Annotated in this window: 18 protein-coding genes; 7 read left to right on the top strand and 11 right to left on the bottom strand. The window is 39.5% G+C overall.

The features are described 5' to 3' along the window. Positions 1–7 precede the first annotated feature (7 nt). Positions 8–1078, top strand: a complete 1071-nt coding sequence (gene dinB, locus E3D81_RS03910; RefSeq protein ID WP_134776484.1) for a DNA polymerase IV — start codon at positions 8–10, stop codon at positions 1076–1078. 15 nt (positions 1079–1093) lie between these two features. Here dinB and E3D81_RS03905 read toward each other — a convergent pair whose 3' ends face one another. The 6 genes from E3D81_RS03905 to E3D81_RS03880 form a co-directional block, all read right to left on the bottom strand. Next, on the bottom strand, positions 1094–2464 hold the full coding sequence (locus E3D81_RS03905) for an exonuclease domain-containing protein (RefSeq protein ID WP_134776483.1): 1371 nt from the start codon (positions 2462–2464) through the stop codon (positions 1094–1096). Positions 2465–2561: 97 nt separating this feature from the next. Then, complete coding sequence (asnA, locus tag E3D81_RS03900; protein ID WP_134776482.1) at positions 2562–3566, bottom strand: aspartate--ammonia ligase; 1005 nt, start codon at positions 3564–3566, stop codon at positions 2562–2564. A gap of 140 nt (positions 3567–3706) precedes the next feature. Then, the gene (locus E3D81_RS03895) at positions 3707–4993 is read right to left on the bottom strand and encodes an anthranilate synthase component I family protein (protein WP_134776481.1); all 1287 of its coding nucleotides are present in this window, start codon (positions 4991–4993) and stop codon (positions 3707–3709) included. Positions 4994–4998: 5 nt separating this feature from the next. Beyond that, positions 4999–6270, bottom strand: a complete 1272-nt coding sequence (locus E3D81_RS03890) for an adenylosuccinate synthase (RefSeq protein ID WP_134776480.1) — start codon at positions 6268–6270, stop codon at positions 4999–5001. 127 nt (positions 6271–6397) lie between these two features. After that, on the bottom strand, positions 6398–6892 hold the full coding sequence (locus tag E3D81_RS03885) for a Fur family transcriptional regulator (protein ID WP_134776479.1): 495 nt from the start codon (positions 6890–6892) through the stop codon (positions 6398–6400). A gap of 82 nt (positions 6893–6974) precedes the next feature. Further along, entirely contained in the window at positions 6975–9179 is a 2205-nt protein-coding gene (locus tag E3D81_RS03880; protein ID WP_099366300.1) for a RelA/SpoT family protein, read from the bottom strand. Between the two features lie 153 nt (positions 9180–9332). On the opposite strand from E3D81_RS03880, the gene E3D81_RS03875 reads away from it, so the two are divergent. The 4 genes from E3D81_RS03875 to E3D81_RS03860 are packed head-to-tail and all read left to right on the top strand — an operon-like array spanning position 9333 to position 11652. Beyond that, positions 9333–9962: a DUF4294 domain-containing protein gene (locus tag E3D81_RS03875; RefSeq protein ID WP_134776478.1), complete on the top strand. Its 630-nt coding sequence runs from the start codon at positions 9333–9335 to the stop codon at positions 9960–9962. Positions 9963–10008: 46 nt separating this feature from the next. Further along, on the top strand, positions 10009–10509 hold the full coding sequence (locus E3D81_RS03870) for a glutathione peroxidase (RefSeq protein WP_099366298.1): 501 nt from the start codon (positions 10009–10011) through the stop codon (positions 10507–10509). 48 nt (positions 10510–10557) lie between these two features. After that, positions 10558–11277, top strand: a complete 720-nt coding sequence (gene bshB1, locus E3D81_RS03865; protein ID WP_134776477.1) for a bacillithiol biosynthesis deacetylase BshB1 — start codon at positions 10558–10560, stop codon at positions 11275–11277. Positions 11278–11331: 54 nt separating this feature from the next. Then, positions 11332–11652 carry a hypothetical protein gene (locus tag E3D81_RS03860; protein ID WP_134776476.1) on the top strand — a complete coding sequence of 107 codons (321 nt, stop codon included), beginning with the start codon at positions 11332–11334 and terminating at the stop codon, positions 11650–11652. 52 nt (positions 11653–11704) lie between these two features. Here E3D81_RS03860 and E3D81_RS03855 read toward each other — a convergent pair whose 3' ends face one another. The 5 genes from E3D81_RS03855 to E3D81_RS03835 all read right to left on the bottom strand — a co-directional run bounded on the left by E3D81_RS03855 (position 11705) and on the right by E3D81_RS03835 (position 15503). Then, on the bottom strand, positions 11705–12682 hold the full coding sequence (locus E3D81_RS03855; protein ID WP_134776475.1) for a bifunctional riboflavin kinase/FAD synthetase: 978 nt from the start codon (positions 12680–12682) through the stop codon (positions 11705–11707). A gap of 16 nt (positions 12683–12698) precedes the next feature. After that, positions 12699–13427: a tRNA pseudouridine(55) synthase TruB gene (gene truB, locus E3D81_RS03850; RefSeq protein ID WP_134776474.1), complete on the bottom strand. Its 729-nt coding sequence runs from the start codon at positions 13425–13427 to the stop codon at positions 12699–12701. Positions 13428–13538: 111 nt separating this feature from the next. After that, positions 13539–14354: an undecaprenyl-diphosphate phosphatase gene (locus E3D81_RS03845; protein WP_099366293.1), complete on the bottom strand. Its 816-nt coding sequence runs from the start codon at positions 14352–14354 to the stop codon at positions 13539–13541. Positions 14355–14357: 3 nt separating this feature from the next. Continuing rightward, positions 14358–14609, bottom strand: coding sequence for a DUF3098 domain-containing protein (locus E3D81_RS03840; protein WP_134776473.1), 252 nt, complete (start codon positions 14607–14609; stop codon positions 14358–14360). A 15-nt stretch (positions 14610–14624) separates the two neighbouring features. After that, positions 14625–15503, bottom strand: a complete 879-nt coding sequence (locus E3D81_RS03835) for a cell division protein FtsX (protein ID WP_099366291.1) — start codon at positions 15501–15503, stop codon at positions 14625–14627. Positions 15504–15660: 157 nt separating this feature from the next. On the opposite strand from E3D81_RS03835, the gene leuS reads away from it, so the two are divergent. Continuing rightward, positions 15661–18444: a leucine--tRNA ligase gene (leuS, locus tag E3D81_RS03830; RefSeq protein WP_134776472.1), complete on the top strand. Its 2784-nt coding sequence runs from the start codon at positions 15661–15663 to the stop codon at positions 18442–18444. Between the two features lie 667 nt (positions 18445–19111). Continuing rightward, a complete protein-coding gene (locus E3D81_RS03825) occupies positions 19112–20350 on the top strand; it encodes an OmpA family protein (RefSeq protein WP_134776471.1) in 1239 nt (412 codons plus the stop codon). Positions 20351–20448 lie beyond the last annotated feature (98 nt).

The raw sequence follows: 20448 nt of genomic DNA, 5'->3' as shown, positions 1-20448 counted from the left end.
CCAAAATATGCGAAAAATCATACATATCGATATGGATGCTTTCTACGCTTCGGTAGAGCAGCGGGACTTTCCCGAATTTCGGGGGAAACCTTTAGCTGTTGGCGGTTCTCCGGATGGCCGTGGGGTGGTAGCAACAGCGAGTTATGAGGCTCGGAAATTTGGTGTTAAATCGGCAATGTCCTCCCGGATGGCGCTTCAACTATGCCCGGATCTGCTTTTTACCTACCCCCGATTTGATGTGTATAAACAGGTCTCTAATCATATCAGGACGATATTTTTAAGGTATACCGATATTATTGAGCCTTTGTCGTTAGATGAGGCTTTTCTGGATGTTACGGAGGATAAATTAGGGATCGGATCCGCTTTGGATATCGCTAGGGAAATCAAAGAAGCCATTCGTGAGGAACTGCAGCTAACAGCATCAGCAGGTGTTTCTGTAAACAAATTTGTAGCGAAGATTGCTTCGGACCTGCAAAAACCGGATGGATTGACCTTCATTGGACCTTCCAAAATTGTTAAATTTCTGGAGCAGTTACCGGTGGATAAATTCTTTGGCGTAGGAAAAGTTACAGCCAAGAAAATGCATCAACTGGGTATTTTTACGGGAAAGGATTTGAAAAGGTTTTCGGAATCGGAAATGATCTTTCATTTTGGGAAGTCGGGGAAATTTTTCTTCCATATTGTTCGAGGGGAAGATAATAGACCTGTAAAACCCAACCGCATTTCGAAATCCATTGGCGCGGAGGATACTTTTGAAAAGGATCTTAGGGAACTGGAAGATCTTAGAACGGAAGTGATCAAATTGTCTGCGAAAGTGTTTAATCGATTGGATAAATCAGGGCGGAAGGCGAAAACGATTACCTTAAAGGTGAAGTTTGCAGATTTTACCCAGATAACCCGTAGTAAAACCATGCTGGATTATTTTGGAAGCCAACAAGAAATAGAGCATTTAGCCTTGGAGTTATTGGAAAATCTTGACCTGCAGGAAATAAAGATCCGACTATTGGGTGTTACGGTTTCCAATTTCCAAACATCTGAAGGTGATCAACTGCCAAACCCTCAATTAAAACTCTTTTAAATACTGCTTGGTGTATTAGATAGTTAAAACCAGGTTGGGATATCTTAAGGCATAACTATCGGCAAGATTATTCATATAATAATTGCTGTGAACCAAGTTTTCTTGAACGATGACATCCTCAATATTGCTTATTTCCAAATCGTTGGCCACAAAACCAACAGCGTGCACCTTGTTATCTTTAAAATACACATAACTTTTCTCTTCCCTGTTCCTGCCTTTATCGACAATTAAGAAGCTTCTTTTAAACTGATCCAGATGGTTCAGCGCATTGTTCATACGTTCATTATAGGATTCCACATCAGGAAGATTTTCCTTCAGCACAGGTTCCACCCGTTCCTTCGGTTGTTTTCCATTGTCAAAAAAGGAACATAAACGATAATCCAAGTTATAGGTATCAATGAGTTTCATCAAAAATTGGGTAGACTCATGGACGGTATTAAAATAATAGACCGGATAGACCCCTTTACGGATTTGACAGATCGATAAGCGTAGGTATCCATTCTGGTCCTCATAGCTTAAAAGCCCGAATTTAGGTTCATATTTTTTGAGGGCCCGGTTATAGATCGGCCAATGTTTTTTGATCAGGTTACATTCCATCATCAAGGCCATCAATTCCGTGCCTGATTCCTGAAATTCAATGTCGGCAATTTCATTGATGAACTTCTGCCGCCGTTCGCCTTGATTATTGCCACTGAAATGGGAAATAACCCTTTTTTTGATGTTTACGGCCTTGCCAACGTAGATAATCTTGGAACTTGAATTTCGAAAAATGTAGATTCCAGTGCTTGATGGAAGGCTTTCGAAAAGTTCTGATGGGATATGTGTTGGCAATCGCTGTTCCTTCGCTTTTGCTGAAACTGCTTTGGCGATGTACTGTTCCTCATCCCTTTCATAAATTTGGCGAAAGAGCTCCACGGTTGCTTTTGCATCTCCAAATGCCCTGTGGCGATCGGATAAAGGTATGTTTAAGGATTGGCAGATCTTACCAAGGCTATAGGAAGGGAAGCCTGGAAATATTTTTCGGGCAAGTCTTACGGTGCAAAGGCGTTGCGCTTTCCAATCATAGCCTTCATTTTTTAGGCCAGCAAGGATGAAGGAATAGTCAAAATGAACATTATGGGCAACAAAGATCCTTCCTCGAAGCATTTGGTAGATGTTTTCAGCGACATCCTTAAAGGTGGGCGCATCCTGAACCATTTCATCGGTAATGCCCGTGAGGGTCTGGATATGGAAGGGGATGGGGGACATGGGGTTGATCAAAGTAACATACTCATCGATGATTTTTTTGCCATCGAATATGAATATGGCAATTTCCGTAATCTGGTTGGCAGCGGCGTATGATCCCGTTGTCTCAATATCGACTATGGCAAAGTGTGATTCCCTCATAAAACAAAAATACTACTAATATTTTTATTTACTAAAAATGTTAGCAGTATTTTTGCATGTTTTATTGAATAATAGAATATATAATAGTGTGGATGTTTTATAAGAGTTCTACGCCTTGTTCCAATAGGGATTCTTTTCGTTTTGGATCCCAGATACTCACCTGTACCTCGCCGATATGTTTCAGTTTCAGCATGAACATACAGATTCTTGATTGGCCGATACCACCTCCAATGGATTCAGGAAGGAGGTCGTTCAATAACATCTGATGAAAGGTTAACTGTTGCCTGTCCATACTGTTCCTGATTTCCAATTGGGTGATCAGAGCTTTTTTATCCACCCGAATACCCATGGATGAAAGTTCAAAGGCAGTTCCTAAAACCGGATTCCATACCAGAATATCGCCGTTCAATCCTTTATATCCTCTTTCATTTCCGGTGCTCCAATCGTCGTAATCTGCTGCGCGGCCATCATGCGGATAGCCATTGGACAGGTTGCCCCCGATTCCATATAAAAATACAGCACCGTATTCTTTTGCAATGGCATTTTCCCTTTCCTTCGGTGTAAGATCCGGATAGGTCAATAACAGCTCTTCGGAAGAAATGAAATGTATGTTTTCTGGCAATACGGCTTCTATATGTGGGTATTGTGCCGAAACAGCTTGCTCGGTGGAATAGATGACCGAATAAATATCTTCTACCGTTTTCTTTAAGAAGGGTAGGTTCCGGTGATCTGGCGTAATGCAACATTCCCAATCCCATTGATCTACATAAATAGAATGGATCGGCGAATAATCCTCATCTGGTCTTAACGCACGCATATCGGTAAGAATACCTTCACCTGGTTCCATCTCCAATTCCTTTAATCGGATCCTTTTCCATTTGGCTAGGGAATGGACCACAACAGCGCGTTGGTCATCCAACGATTTGATGGGAAAGGATACGGGTCTTTCAATGCCATTCAGGTCATCGTTGATACCAGTTCCATCCAATACCACAATAGGTGAAGAAACCGGCGTAAGGTTCAACACCTTTTTTAATCCAGTTGCAAATGTTTCCTTAACAAACGTAATGGCTTGTTCTCTTTTTAAAATATGTCTTCCCATTAAAAATTTCAACTAATAAACATAGTGCCAGCTAATAGATGATGACCAGCAATTATAATCGTAAGCAAAAATAGTAAAATGTTAATGATTTAGGTGTTTTATTATTAAAATAATTACAAAACGTTGAAAACGTGATGAATTTATTTAATGAAACTGTCCAATGCGCGAAGAATGGCACTGGCTTTGGTTAGGCATTCGGCATATTCATGTTCAGCAGTTGCATCAATGGTAATGGCACTGCCAGTATGAAAGGATAGGAATTGATTATCGGCATTATAAAGAAGCGTACGAATGACTACATTAAAATCGAAATCCCCATTGGGTCCAAAATAACCGATAGCGCCGGAATAGATTCCTCTGCGCGAATGCTCATAACGATCGCATAATTTCATGGCCGATAGTTTTGGAGCTCCGGTCATGGATCCTGCAGGAAAGGTGTTTTTGATTAGATCGGTGGCTTTTACACGGCTATCTACCTGGCACGAAATGGTGGAGATCATCTGATGGACATGCTTAAAGGTGTAGACGCCCAGTTTCTCCGTAACTTCTACCGTACCTGGAATCGCAGTTCTTGTCAGATCATTTCTTACCAGATCGACGATCATGACATTCTCTGAAATCTCTTTTGGATTGTTTGCCAGATTATGCCGAAGGATCTCATCTTCTTCTTCCGTTTTACCGCGCGCTGCAGTTCCCTTGATAGGTTGTGAAATAACCGTCGAACCTCGTTTTGCCAGAAAACGTTCAGGAGATGCGCTTAGGATATATTTATTCTTCCACTTAAAGAAACAGGAAAAGGGGGTAGGTGAAATTTCATTCAGACGCTCATACAGATCCTCTAAATTATTAAGTGCTGCCGCATCATCATAAAATTCCTGACACAGATTTGCTTCGTAGATATCTCCGCGTTTTATGTGGGAAATCATCTGCTCAAAAGCGTGGAAATACGCTTCTTTGCTCATTCTGGCGCGAAGATGTCCGGTATAACTATTACTATTATCCGGAATTTTAAAACTTTGAATGGTTTCGAAAATTGCTTCAGGACTTCCTTCACATTCAATTTCAACCTGATCATTGGAAAACTTGATCAGCAGTTCAGGAATAAAAAAATAGGCGTCTGGAAATTGTAATGGGTTTGGATGATTGGTGGAAATATCCTCCAATTCGTTTTTCAGATCGTAAGAAAGAAATCCCGGTATCCACTGATGCGGATAACGGGATTTAAATTCTTCTATTTCTGAAAAAGCACGACCTACATTGGCTGTCAATTCATCCTTGGCTCCAATCGCTAACAAGCTTTGTATTTCTGAATATTGGTTCTGAAATTCGTTTGATTGAAATAAACAAACTACTTCAAAGCCTTTTGACCAGTTTAAAGCTTGATGTAAGAAAGATGCTGGATCAATATGAAAGCTGGCTGTTGCCATGTTTCTTATAATTCGATCGTTTGCTTACGGTCAGGACCTACTGAAAGATATTTGATCGGCACATTCAGTTCCTTTTCAAGAAAAGCAATGTAATTTTCCAATGCCGTTGGGATTTCTCCTTTGCTTTGGATACCTGTAAGATCTTGTTTCCAACCCTCGATAGCCGTATAGATTGGCTCTGGCTTGTTGGTGATGATCTCGTATGGCATATAATCAATCTTTTCTCCTAGGTAATTATAATGCGTACAAGCGTAAATAGTATCAAAAGAATCCAATACATCCGCTTTCATCATGATTAATTGGGTTACTCCATTGATCATGATCGCATATTTTAACGCAGGAATATCGATCCAACCTGTACGACGAGCACGGCCTGTTGTTGCACCGAACTCATGTCCTAACTGACGTAATTGTTCACCGGTTTCATCATCCAATTCCGTTGGAAATGGACCACCACCTACACGTGTTGCATAGGCTTTAAAGATACCATACACTTCACCAATTTTGTTGGGAGCAATACCTAATCCGGTACATGCACCAGCGGTAGTGGTATTCGAAGAAGTTACGAAAGGATAAGATCCGAAATCCACATCCAATAATGTTCCTTGTGCGCCTTCTGCCAATACGCGTTTACCATCTTTCAGATATTGGTTTACCAAATGTTCTGAGTCAACGTGCGGAATAGACTTTATAAATTCAATAGCATCTAAGAATGCTTTTTCTTTTTCAGAGAAATCAGGGATTTCACCGTAATGAGAAAGCATGGATAGGTGTTTTTGTTTTAGTTTTTCATAACGTTCTTGGAAGTCAGATAGGGTAGTATCACCTACGCGCAATCCGTTTCTTCCTGTTTTATCCATATAGGTTGGACCAATACCTTTTAAGGTAGATCCAATTTTACCTGCTCCCATATTGGATTCAGAAGCAGCATCCAATAATTGATGGGTCGGAAGGATCAAGTGTGCCTTACGGGCCAACACTAAATTTCCTTTTCCAACAGGATCGAATCCAGCGGCCTTTAAGTTGTCTAACTCTCTTTTAAGGATTATTGGGTCGATAACCACACCATTACCTATAAGGTTAAGTGTGCCTTCATTGAAGATTCCGGATGGAATGGTGTTCAGTACGAATTTTTTGTTGTCGAATTCTAAGGTATGTCCTGCATTTGGCCCACCTTGGAAGCGAGCAATTAAATCGTATTTAGGACAAAAAACATCTACGATCTTTCCTTTTCCTTCATCACCCCACTGCAAACCCAAAAGCACATCAACTTGCATAGTTATTATTGAATTTATTGTTTAAATATTTGTTTGATACACGAAAAAAATAAATGTTCGGCAGAAGGAAGTGAGTTTACTAGCCTTTTGCCGAACAAAGGTATATATTATATCTTTCTATGTTAAATTAATTTGAAATTACTTCCTCCTTTAAGGTCGTTTCATTCGTTCCTTTACTCTTGCGACAATCCGCACAGATGCCATAAAGGTTGAGAGAGTGGTGTTTAATATCAAAATTCAACAGGTCACCGATCATGGATTGGATCTGATGGATCCTAGGGTCACAAAATTCCACCACCTTATTGCATTCAATGCAGATAACGTGGTCATGCTGCTTGTAGCCATAGGATTTTTCAAATTGGGCCATGTTACGGCCAAACTGGTGTTTGGTAACCAAATCGCAGGATACTAACAGCTCCAAGGTATTGTAAACTGTGGCGCGGCTCACGCGGTATTTCTTATTCTTCATGTGGATATATAAGGATTCCACATCAAAATGGTCTGAACGTGAGTAGATCTCTTCCAGGATAGCGTAGCGCTCTGGTGTTTTTCTTAAGTTCTTGTTTTCAAGGTATGCCTCAAAAATCTTTTTAACAGTTTCGTAATTTTCGCCCTGTCTCATATGATTCCTTAACGTTAAAGGTTCAAATTTACCACTTTTGTATGGTATTCACTATTTAATTCTGTCAGACGCTTGTAAGTCTTTAATTCTCTGATTCGTAACGGGTAACTCCTGTGATGCCCGATATCTGTTTTAAATTTTTGATGAGGTTGTCCAATTGTTGCGTATCATTCACAAAAACCATGATATCTCCCTCAAAAATCCCTTCGTTACTGGAAATGGATAAGGAACGGATATTCACATTAAAATCATGTGAAATGACCGTTGTTATCTTATTCACTAAACCTACATCATCAATACCCACAATTTTTAAACCGGTCAAGAAGGAAGGTCTGTTTTGCATGGATGCCCATCTGGCTTTTAGGATGCGATATCCATAGTTAGCCATTAATTTGGATGCATTCGGACAGCTTGTACGGTGGATTTTTATACCATCATTCACTGTTAAGAATCCAAAAATATCATCCCCAGGAATTGGGTTACAACAAGGCGCCAAGGTATAATCCACTTTTTGGAAATCATCTCCAATCAAGATGGTATCATCTTTCTTATTGATCTTCTCTACCAACCCATTGATATGCGTTTGGAACTGATTCTGGTTAGCATCCTCCGAACGTTCAGCGGCAACAAATTCCCGAAGATTTTTGATATCAATACTTCCCTTGGCCACATTGTAGAATAATTCCTGCGAGCTTGGGAATTTAAAATAATTCGCAATCTTATTGATGTTGTCCGTATTGTAAGTGATTTTCAAGGTCTTTAACTTACGCTCTAAAATCTCCTTACCATCTTCAGCAACCCTTCTTTTTTCTTCTTTTAAGGATGATTTGATCTTGGACTTAGCTTTCGCCGTCACCACGAAATTCAACCAATCCTCTTTTGGAGTCTGTTTGCTGGAGGTGATGATCTCCACCTGATCACCATTCTGGAGCTCATGGCTTAAAGGCACCAATTTATGATTGACCTTCGCGCCGATACAAGTGGCCCCAATATCCGTATGGATCTCAAAAGCAAAATCAAGTGCAGTGGCACCGTTTGGTAATTGGATCAACGTACCTTTTGGCGTGAAGATGAAAATCTCGTCCGAGAACAGGTTCATCTTGAAGTCATCCACAAAGTCCATGGCATTCTGCTCAGGATTACTCAAAATATCCCTGATCTTCTGTATCCATAGATCTAATCCATTATCCGAATTAGACTCTTTGTACTTCCAATGTGCTGCAAAACCTTTTTCCGCAATTTCGTTCATGCGTTTTGTACGGATCTGTACTTCCACCCATTGACCTCTTGGGCCCATTACGGTTGTATGTAATGATTCATAGCCATTGGCTTTTGGAGAGGAAACCCAATCTCTCAAACGATCTGGATTTGGGCGATAAAGGTCAGTTACGATGGAATATACCTTCCAACATTCTGTTTTTTCCTTCTCATCCACCGTATCTATGATGATCCGGATCGCAAAAAGATCATAAACCTCTTCAAAAGGGATGGATTTTTTACGCATTTTGTTCCAGATGGAATGGATGGATTTAGGTCTTCCGAAAACCGAAGCCGTAATTCCCTCTTCTCCTAGAATCTCTTTAATAGGACCAATAAAGTCGGCAATAAACTTCTCCCTTTCGGCCTTTTTCTCGTTCAGTTTCTTGGCGATGAATTTATAAGTATCCGGATCGGTATACTTCATGGAAAGATCTTCCAATTCGGATTTTATCGCGTATAAACCTAAGCGATGGGCCAGAGGGGCATACAGGTAACTGGTTTCTGATGCGATCTTCAACTGTTTATGGCGTGCCATGAACTCCATGGTCCGCATGTTGTGAAGTCTATCGGCCAGTTTGATCAAGATCACACGGACATCATCCGCAAGAGTCAACAACATCTTACGGAAATTCTCCGCCTGCATGGAGCTATTTGGATCAAAGATCCCAGAGATCTTGGTCAGTCCATCGATAATACGAACCACCTTTTTACCAAACTGTTCTTCAATATCCTGTAAAGTGACACTGGTGTCTTCCACCACATCATGTAGGAGGGCACAGACAATGGAAGTTGTTCCTAAACCTATTTCTTCGGCAGCAATTTGTGCTACCGCTATGGGATGATAGATATAGGGCTCTCCAGATTTTCGGCGCATGTCCTTATGGCTTTCCAATGCAAGATCGAAAGCATTTCGGATCTGTTGCTTGTCGCCTTTCTGCAAGGTCGGTTTACAAGCTCGTAATAATGCGCGGTATCTTTTACGGATTTCCTTATTTTCTGCCTCAATATCAATCACGTATTCTTCCATAAAACTTCCTGAGTAATAAAATAATATTTAAAATTTTTATTATATTTAGTGGTCAAAAAACTATGTATTTTTGTATAGCGTTTAACGTATAAATATACGCAAAAAAAATGATAATTTAGGTTTCAGGCATAATTATTTAGAATAGCGAAAAGGATGAAAAAGTGGTTAGGGATATGTTTAATCGGGTTGTTTTTCCCTTTCTGGGGTCAAGCACAAACCTTGATTATGCCCCAGTATGGAGGAGGTAAACCGCCCGTAGTGGAAAAGTATGCCACCGATAAATTGGAGAATGGAGAAGTCGTTCCATGGTTTCCCATTGAAGAAATTGTTATCGTAGCGGTCAGGAGATTTAAAACGGAAGAAGAAAGACAAAAATATTTACGTCTAAAACGTAATGTTATTCGGGTATTACCTTATGCCATTTATGCGCAGAGGAGATATGAGCAATTGGATCGTGATCTGGCAATGGCGAATTCCAATCGTGAGGAAAAAAGATTGATCAAGGAATGTGAAAAGGAAATCAAGAAGAAGATCACTTCTGAAGTGAAAAACCTGAGTGTTTCCCAAGGAAAGATCCTCATTAAACTGATTGAAAGACAAACAGGAAGTACGAGTTATGAACTTGTGAAGGATATGAAGGGTAATATTTCTGCGTTTTTATACCAAGGGGTGGCTAAAATCTTCGGTCACAACTTAAAAAGCACCTATGATCCTACAGAGGATTATGAAATAGAGAACATTTTGCGTGAATACGAACGTTCGCGTCCGATGACGACCCAATAAAGGGATATCGGTTCCAACAACATATAAACCAATAAAACCAGCGATTATGAACAAGACGATCTATGATTTTTCAGCACTGGAGTTTAGCGGTAATAAGCGGTCTTTACGAGATTTTGAAGGTAAAGTAGTGCTTATTGTCAATACAGCCAGTAAATGTTTCTTCAATAAACAATTCGAAACCTTAGAAAGCCTTTATCGCAAATATAAACAGTTGGGTTTTGAAGTGCTGGCCTTTCCATCCAATGATTTTAGAAAGCAGGAGCCCCTGACCGGTAGAACGCTGGAAACCTATTGCAGGATCGCAAAACAAGTATCTTTTCCCGTATTCAAAAGAATCCATGTAAGAGGGGAATTTACCGACCCTTTATATCAATATCTATCCAATAGTAACATCAACGGAAAGGTGGATTCTGTTCCACTTTGGAATTTCCATAAATACCTGGTGAACAGGAAAGGGGAGGTTGTCGATTATTTCTATAGTTTGACGAGCCCAATGTCAAAGAAAGTCCACAATCGCATCGAAGAGCTGCTCTCGTTAAAAGTTTAACCATATATTTTGGTTAAATTTGGAATTCATCCAAAAAAATAAGAAAATATGAAGTTAGATTTATTGGTTATGACCGTTCATCCTGATGATGCGGAGTTAGGTGCAGGTGGAGTTATTGCTAAGTATGTAGCAGAAGGCAGGAAGGTTGGAATCATTGATCTCACACAAGGAGAATTGGGGACCAGAGGTACTGCTGAAACACGAGAAGCCGAAGCCGCAGAGGCAGCCAGGATTTTAGGAGTCGCAGTCCGTGAAAACCTTAAATTGAGGGATGGATTCTTCCAGAATAATGAAGAATGCCAATTGACCATTATTAAAGCGATCCGTAAATATCAACCCGAAATTGTGATCACCAATGCTTTGGATGATCGTCATCCTGACCATGGTAGAGCAAGTAAATTGGTCAATGATGCGCTGTTTTTGGCGGGGCTGAGAAGGGTAGAGACTCAATTGGATGGAAAGGAACAAGAAGCATTTAGACCTAGACTGCAATTGCAATTGATCCAGGATAAATACATACAACCAGATATATTGATCGATATCACGGAATATTGGGATGTGAAAGAGAAATCTATATTGGCTTATGGAACACAATTCAATGTTTCGGATTCGGATGATGAACCAGAAACCTATATTTCAAACCCTGATTTCATGAATTCCACGAGAGCTCGTGCGCAGGAATTGGGCCGCTCTATCCAGGTTAAATATGCGGAAGGCTTCACATCACGAAAACTATTGGGAATCAGTGATTTGTTTGAATTGATTTAATTTTTTATATTTGGTTTAGTCAATTATTTAGTAATTATTACAAACCAAATCCCAATGAGAAATTATCTGAAATCATGGAAACATAACATTGGGAATGGCTTAATTCCAATCCTCTTCGTACTGTTTATATTGGGCGCTTGTAAGAAAAATGACCTGGATTTAGATGACCCTACTTTATATCAGTGGGAGATTACGGAAACCTGGTCATCCACGATGCCCCATGATGATAATGGAGAAATAAAAGTCGATATCGGAAAAAATAGGCTTGTGGTCAACGTAGAGATCAAATGGTTAACCAATGCACAAGTCCAAAAACTTAAAGATGAAGATAAAAGGAATAGTAGTTATGAACTTAAATTCCGAAAATTAAAATAAAAAGATCAATATAAAACAAAAGGCCTAAAAAAAATTAGGCCTTTTGTTTTTATCAATTTTCAAAGAAAGCTCGAATATCCTTTTCGTCTTTTTTGATTTGTTCCTGCATCAATTCTAAACTTTCAAACCATTGGTCGTGGCGGATAAACTGTAGGAATTTAACCCTCACGGTCTTGGTATATAGATCATCATTGAAATCCAAAAGATTCACTTCAATCTTTCTGTTCATACCATCAACAGTTGGCCTGGTGCCTATATAACACATTCCCTGTGCTACACGCTCTGGCTCAGGTTGATAATAGTGTCCAGTTTTAATTTCACTTGATCTAGGATAGATCTCCACTTCCACCGCATAAATTCCATAGGCTGGAATCAGTTTATGGGCTTCATGAATATGAAGATTAGCCGTTGGAAAACCGATCTCCCGGCCAATTTGATCGCCTCGGATAACCGTTCCAGTCAATTCAAATGGATAGCCCAAGTATTTATTTGCCGTAATGATATCCCCTTTGATAAGTGATTCCCGAACGCGGGTAGACGATACAGCCACATCCTCAATATCCTGCTCCGGAATTTCTTCCACGGTATAATCAAATATCTGCGAATTATGGATCAAATCCTTGATCGTACCTTCCCGATTCTTGCCAAAATGATGGTCATATCCGATGACAATCTTCTTACAGCCAATTTTATTGACCAATACATTCGAGATGTATTCCTCTGCTGTTTGGTTAGAAAAATCGCGGGTAAAAGGAGTTATGATTAAATGATCGATTCCGGCTAAAGCCAATCTTTCTACTTTTTCCTCGATATCATTGATCAATCGCAGTGAATCATCGTCTGGATTGATGATCAATCTTGGATGTGGGTAGAAGGTTAGTAACACGGTTTCACCAGTATTATCTTTGGCAAGCTCAACCAATTTGTTCAGTATTTTCTGATGACCAACATGTACACCGTCAAACGTTCCGATGGTGACAATGGCAAAGTCTAATGGTTGAAACTCATCAAGATTTCTGTATATTTTCATTCCTTATTGTTGAAGGTTATTTTAACAAAGATTGCTCTTTGGTTTCTTTTATCTGATTAATTAAAGTGGTAAGATCCCAGGCATCCTGCACATCAAAATCACCACTTTTTGTTCTTCTCAATGAAGATAGGTGACTTCCAGATTGTAGCCTTTTCCCGAAATCATTGGCAATAGAACGGATATAGGTTCCCTTAGTACATCGAATCCGGAAATAAACCAATGGCATTTCAATTTTTTCAATGTCAAAGGCAGTAATGTTTATCCTTCTCGCTTTCAGCTCCACTTCTTCACCACGCCTTGCTTTTTCATAAACCCTTTCACCGCCAATTTTAATCGCTGAATGGGCAGGAGGGAATTGATCCTGTTCGCCGAGGAAATCCGCAGCCGTTTGCTGGATCATTTCTTCTGTGATATGTTGGGTTTCGAAGGTTTGGTCAATTTCACTTTCCAGGTCATACGTAGGGGTAGTAGCACCTAAAGTAATGGTCCCGGTATATTCCTTGTCTTCAGCCTGAAAGCCGTCGATCTGTTTGGTCATTTTACCTGTACATACAATCAATAATCCCGTTGCCAATGGATCCAAGGTGCCCGCATGTCCCACCTTTAATTTTAAAGGTTTTAGGGTATTTCTTAATTTTCCCACCACATCAAAACTCGTCCAGGTCAACGGTTTGTCAATCAACAAAACGGCACCTTCAGCAAAATTGAGGTCGGCAATGGATTTATCTTCTTGTATGTTGTTCATTCCAATTTTCTGCAAAAATAGTAATAATATTTAGCATTGCCCTTGCTATAAATAAAAACGGTCAAGGGTTTTACCACACCTTGACCGTTCATTACCTATTATAGCGTACGATTATTGGTTATAAAAGAAAACCAATAAAGCAATACCGATTACAATTCTATACCAGCCCCAAAACTTGAAGCCGTATTTTGTCAATACAGTGATAAATGATTTTACAGCGATCATGGCCACAATAAAGGCAACGATATTTCCTATGATGAACACCATAATGGTTTCATTGCTCGCCATGATCATTTCATATCCTTTCTGTGCATGCGCTGTTCCTTCGCCCCAAGTCTTTACGAAAATAGAATAGACCGTAACGGCCAACATGGTAGGAACCGCCAAGAAAAAGGAAAATTCAGCTGCAGCTTTACGGTCCAATCCTTGGGTTAAACCCCCAATGATGGATGCCGCAGAACGCGATGTCCCTGGCATCATGGCTAAACACTGCCAAAAACCAATAATAAATGCTTTTTTAATTGGAATCTGCTTTTCGTCTGTGATCTTTGGATTCTTGAACCATTTATCAACGAACAAAAGAACAACTCCACCTAAGACAAGAACTGCCGAAATAGCAATCTGGTTCCCTAGAACTGCCTCAATCTTATCGTCTAATAATTTACCTAAAACCAAAGCTGGAATAACAGCGATGGCCAGTTTGAAATAGAAATTCAGGTTTTTAAAATCGAAGAACTTTCTCCAATAGAGCACGACGATGGAAAGGATGGCACCGAACTGGATCGACACTTGAAACATTTTCAGATATTCACTTTCTTGCATACCCATCAGGGCAGCTGTGAATCCCATATGGGCAGTAGAAGATATGGGTAAATATTCGGTTAATCCTTCAACAATTGCTAGGATTATGGCCTCAAAAATACTCATCTATTATTTTTCTTTTGTCTTTGGTTTATATAAAATGGCTACGAATCCTAATGCAAAACCAGCTACTACCACTAAAGGAGCAAGCGTGATCTTGGTGAAACTATAGATATCTTCAGTACCCATCATCAATAAAAAACCTACAGCAACCACAATGATGCTTAATATAAATAATTGATAATTTATTTTATGAAAGATAAATTGGCCTTGGTTAGCCGTTTTAGCCTGCGTTTTCGTGTTTTTTACAGTCTGACTCATTTTAATAATAATTGATTAACGGTATAAACTCGCGGATTTAGCGCGTAAATATTTGGTAACAGCAAAATAGGTACTCAAACCTGAAATCAGGATCCCCAATCCGATAACGATCGCAAAAATAATCGCAAACTCCACCCAATCACGAAGGAACACCAATTCAGGAACCTGTTTTTGAGCAAATTGAAGGGTCAATACCAATAATAGAATAGCGATCAAGGAACCAATTAGGCCATGAGCAATGCCATACATGATATATGGGCGTCTGATGAAATTCTTGGTCGCACCGATCAATTGCATACTCTTGATCAAGAAACGCTGCGAGTAGATCGCTAAACGGATGGTGTTGTTGATCAAAGCAACGGCAATGATCAATAGGATTACCGTGAATGCCAAAATAACAATTCCAATGATACGGATGTTCTGGTTGACCATATCAATCAATGACTCTTGGTAAACCACTTCTTTTACCTTACTGTTCTTGCCAACCTTATCAATGAACATTTTGATGCTATCGGTATTGGCATACTGTTCTTTCATGTAGATATCAACAGATGGTAATAGGGGGTTATGGCCCAGGTATTCTACGAAATCTTCACCAAGATCTTCTTTCAGATTCTTGGCTGCTAATTCTTTACTCACATATTCTGAACGGAGCACATATGGATCTTTTTCAAGGTCCTTCTGCAAAGAAAGCACATCGCCTTCATTGACATTGTCGTTGACAATGACATTCAGCACGATATTTTCCTTCACATACCGAGATAGGTTTTTGGCATGCACGAGGATCAATCCCAATAAGCCTGTCATTAATAGTACCAGTGCAATACTGATCACTGTAGAAATGTATACCGATTTAGTTTTTTTTCTTGGCGAACCCTGTTCGATCACTGACATATGATTTCCTTAATATTATGTGCGAAAGTAAGTATTTTCACTAAACATCTAACAACGAATATCAGAAATTATTGTATAGAATAAAAAAGTTTTGTGCTAAAATTGCCTTAAAATAGCTATTTTCGCAATTCTTACAACATTTCTTTTATCAATAATAATGGAGTACAATCATCTTTCCATCGAGCAAAAGTGGCAAAAGTTTTGGGCTGATCATCAGACCTTTAAAACAGAAACGGCATCCGATAAACCAAAATATTATGTGTTAGACATGTTTCCCTATCCATCGGGCGCAGGTCTGCACGTCGGCCACCCACTCGGATATATCGCTTCTGACATTTTCTCAAGATATAAAAGGCTGAAGGGTTTTAATGTATTGCATCCCATGGGATACGATTCGTTTGGCCTTCCGGCAGAACAATATGCCATTCAAACTGGCCAACACCCTGCAATCACTACCGAAGCTAATATCAATCGCTATAGGGAGCAGATGGATAATATCGGTTTCTCTTACGATTGGAGTAGGGAGATCAGAACCTCTGAACCTGAATATTACCATTGGACCCAATGGATTTTCATGAAATTGTTCGATGCCTGGTACAACAAAACCAGCGATAAGGCGGAGACCATCCAAGCGCTGATCCAACATTTTGAAAGCCAAGGTTCAGCAGGTATACAGGCCGAAGCAGATGATGATATCCGTGAATTCACCGCAGCGGAGTGGAAAGATTTTTCTGAAAAAGAACAACAAGAAGAATTGTTGAAATACCGTTTGGCCTACCTACGCGAAAGTACGGTGAACTGGTGTGCTGCATTAGGCACTGTATTGGCGAATGACGAGGTGATCAATGGTGTATCCGAACGCGGAGGATTCCCGGTAGAACAAAAGAAAATGATGCAATGGTCGATGCGTATCACCGCCTATGCAGACCGGTTATTGCGTGGTTTGGAAACGATCGATTGGCCAGAACCCTTAGTGGAAATGCAACGCAATTGGATAGGCAAGTCGGTAGGAGCAAGTGTGAAATTTCCAGTTCCACAATTGAACAGCGAGATTGAAGTCTTCACTACCCGTTTAGATACCATCTTTGGAGTAAGTTTCGTAGTCTTGGCGCCAGAACATGAATTGGTGGATGCATTGACTACAGCCGACCAAAAGGCACAAGTAGAGGCATATATCGATAAGACATCCAAAAAATCCGAATTAGATCGGATGGCAGATACAAAAACTGTTTCAGGTGCATTTACCGGATCTTATGCAAAACATCCGATTACGGGAGAAGATGTACAGATCTGGATTGCTGATTATGTATTGGCAAGTTATGGAACTGGTGCAGTAATGGCCGTTCCATCCGGAGATCAAAGAGATTACGTCTTTGCTAAGCATTTTGGATTGCCGATCATCGCAATTTCTGATACCCAGGATATTTCAGAAGCAGCAGATCCAAACAAAGACGGAAAATACATCAACTCTGATTTTATCAATGGAATGACCTACCAAGAGGCAGTGCCTGCTTTGGTGGAGCGTTTGGAATCTTTGAAATTGGGTAAAGCAAAAGTAAACTTCCGTATGCGGGATGCCATATTTGGTAGACAACGCTATTGGGGCGAACCAGTTCCTGTATATTTTAAGGAAGGGTTGCCTTATCTGATCAAAGAGGAGGAGTTGCCTCTATTATTACCAGAGGTTGATAAATATTTGCCGACCGAATCGGGCGAACCACCATTGGGACGCGCTGAAGACTGGAAATATCAGGATGAATACGAGTATGAGTTGAGCACCATGCCAGGTTGGGCAGGTTCGTCTTGGTATTGGTTCCGATACATGGATCCGAAAAATAAAACGCAATTTGCTTCTTCTGAAGCGGTTGATTATTGGAAAGCCGTAGATTTATATATTGGTGGTTCAGAACATGCCACCGGCCACTTATTGTATTCTCGCTTCTGGAACAAATTCCTGAAGGACATTGGATACCATAATGAAGAAGAGCCATTCAAAAAATTGATCAACCAAGGGATGATCCAAGGAAGGTCGAATTTTGTTTACCGTATTTTGGATGCGGAAGGTAGAGGAACCAACAAGTTTGTATCCTTAGGCTTAAAGAATGAGTATCCAACGATTCCATTGCACGTTGATGTAAATATTGTTCATAACGATGTGTTGGATCTGGAGAAATTCAAATCATTCCGTCCGGACTTTGCCAATGCTGAATTTATTTTGGAAAATGGCAAATATATCTGTGGAACTGAGGTGGAGAAGATGTCCAAATCTAAGTTCAATGTGGTTAACCCAGATGATATCATCAGTCAATATGGTGCAGATACCCTACGTTTGTACGAAATGTTCCTGGGTCCTTTAGAGCAGGCAAAACCTTGGAATACAAACGGTATTGAAGGGGTATATAAATTTTTACGTAAGGTATGGCGTCTGTTCCATGATGCAGAAGGGAACTTCCTGGTGTCAGATGACGAGCCTAGCAAAGCCGAATACAAAGCATTGCATAAGATCATCAAGAAAGTGGAAGAGGACATTGAAAGATTTTCCTTCAATACTTCCGTTTCTGCTTTTATGATCTGTGCCAATGAGTTGACTGATCTTAAATGTAATAAGCGTAAGATCTTACAGGATCTGATCATCTGTTTGGAACCTTATGCACCACATATTACGGAAGAGCTTTGGTCCTTATTGGGCAATGAACCAGGAACCATATCCTATGCACCATATCCAGTCTTTAATCCAGAATACTTGGTGGAAAGCGAATTTGCATATCCTGTATCTATCAATGGTAAAATGCGTATGAATCTACCTTTGGCATTAGATCTGGATCAAAAGGCGGTAGAGGCAATTCTTATGGAAAACCAAGATGTACAGAAGTATTTGGATGGGAAACCAGTTAAGAAGATCATTTTTGTAAAAGGGAAGATCATTAATATCGTGATCTAAATCAATATTTTTTTAAAGTAGCAGAAGGCCGTATCAGCACATTCGTGTTTGATACGGCCTTTTTTGGTTCACAATGAAGGTATATTGTAAGCACCTTGTAAGTAAGGTTTAAGTGCATAAAGGCACTTACACCTCACTTACATGTCACTTCCAGCTCACTTTCACCAAGACCCAAAATACGATTCATATTGTAAAAACAGAGCAACATGGAAGAAGCATGAAATCCGATCAGGGTTTTTAGGCTAGGAAAGAAAATTTAGTGAAAGACAAATTAAATAATGGGTTTAAACAAGTTTTAAGCATGATTTATTGCAGGCTTTCCTATGTAGATGTTTGTTTACAAATAAAATTTAACCCATTTTAAATATTACTCAATAGGATTTCCGTTTTTCGATTAAAAATTTATTATAAAATTAATTTTGATAATAAATATTTAAAACAAACGTTTGATTTGAAAAATTCAATTTTGATTATTTGAGATATATTACACTATAAAGAAATATTTTACACAATATTGTCGGTCATCTATTTTCCTAAAAAAGATTTTCAATTATATCTTTGTTTCAGATTTGAATAGGGGAGTATAAAATTAAGATCACACTAACTATTAATTTTTATCCAACAAATCAATTTAAAAATTTATTAAATCAATTCTTATCGTTAAGAAATGAATAAAACATTACTTTCTATAGCCCTTGGTCTGTCCATTAGTGCAGCAAGTTACGGGCAAACCCTAACCATCAAACGCGATTCAGTAGTTACTGTAAGCGACGATCAATACAAAGTTGTTACCAACCGCTTTTTTGATAACTGGTTTTTTGGTGCTGGTGCTGGTGCGCAAATGTATTTTGGTGACCACAATAAACAAGCAAAATTTGGCGAACGTTTAACACCATATTTCCATGGCTATATTGGGAAATGGTTCTCACCAGGTATTGGGGTGCGCGTAGGTGTTGATGGATTAAAGGTTAAAGGATTAACCCAATTTGGTCCGCATTCAACAGGTGTACAATATGATGGAAAACCATGGGATGGATACTGGTTATATAATGAAGAGTTTGGATATTGGCATCTTCGTGGAGATGTATTGTTCAATTTAACGAATATCTTAGATGGTTTTAAACCAAACCGTTTTTACAACGTTAGCCCTTATGCTGGTTTAGGTTGGATGGTGACTACCGAAACGCCAAATGAGCGTGAAGTAAGTGCAAACATTGGTGTTTATAATACATTTCGTTTAGCAAATGCCTTGGACCTAACACTTGATGTAAGAGGAGCAATGGTTCATGACCGTTTTGATGGGGATGAAGGTAACCGGAGAAATGATGGTATCCTATCCGCAAGTTTAGGTCTTGTTTACCGTTTCAACAAACGCGATTGGGATAAGCCAACCCAAATTAAAGTAACGGAATCTTACGATGAAGCACAACTGCAAGCTATCCTAGATCGCTTAAAGCAACTGGAATCAGACAACGATGCCTTACGTAAATTGTTGGCTCAAGCTAAGGATACGACCATTACGAATATTAACGTGAAGAGAAACATGTTGGCTGCACCAATTCTTGTTACTTTCCCAATCAATAAAAGTACGGTTAGTAATGAAGCTCGTGTAAACCTAGGCTTCTTCGCGAAGTTGATCAAAGAAACCAATCCTAATTTTGTATACAGTATCACGGGTTATGCGGATGAGGGTACAGGTACTCCAGCGATTAACGAACGTTTGAGTAGAGAACGTGCAGATGCTATTTACAATGTATTGGTCAACGAATTTAAGGTTAATCCTAACCAGTTGAAGAAAGACCATAAAGGTGGTGTTGCGAATATGTTCTATAACGACCCTAGATTGAGCAGGGCAGTTATTACGATTGCTGATCTTCTTTTAAATGAAAAAATCGAAGAAAACTAAATGAGAATTTGATAACTATCAATTCTTTAAGAATATAAAAAGAGGCTTTATCAAATGCTTGATATAGCCTCTTTTGCTTTTATGGTTTGATATTTGTC

Source organism: Sphingobacterium sp. CZ-2 (genome assembly GCF_004526235.1).
Taxonomy (GTDB): Bacteria; Bacteroidota; Bacteroidia; order Sphingobacteriales; family Sphingobacteriaceae; genus Sphingobacterium; species Sphingobacterium tenebrionis.
This window is presented reverse-complemented; position numbering and strand designations above follow the sequence as displayed.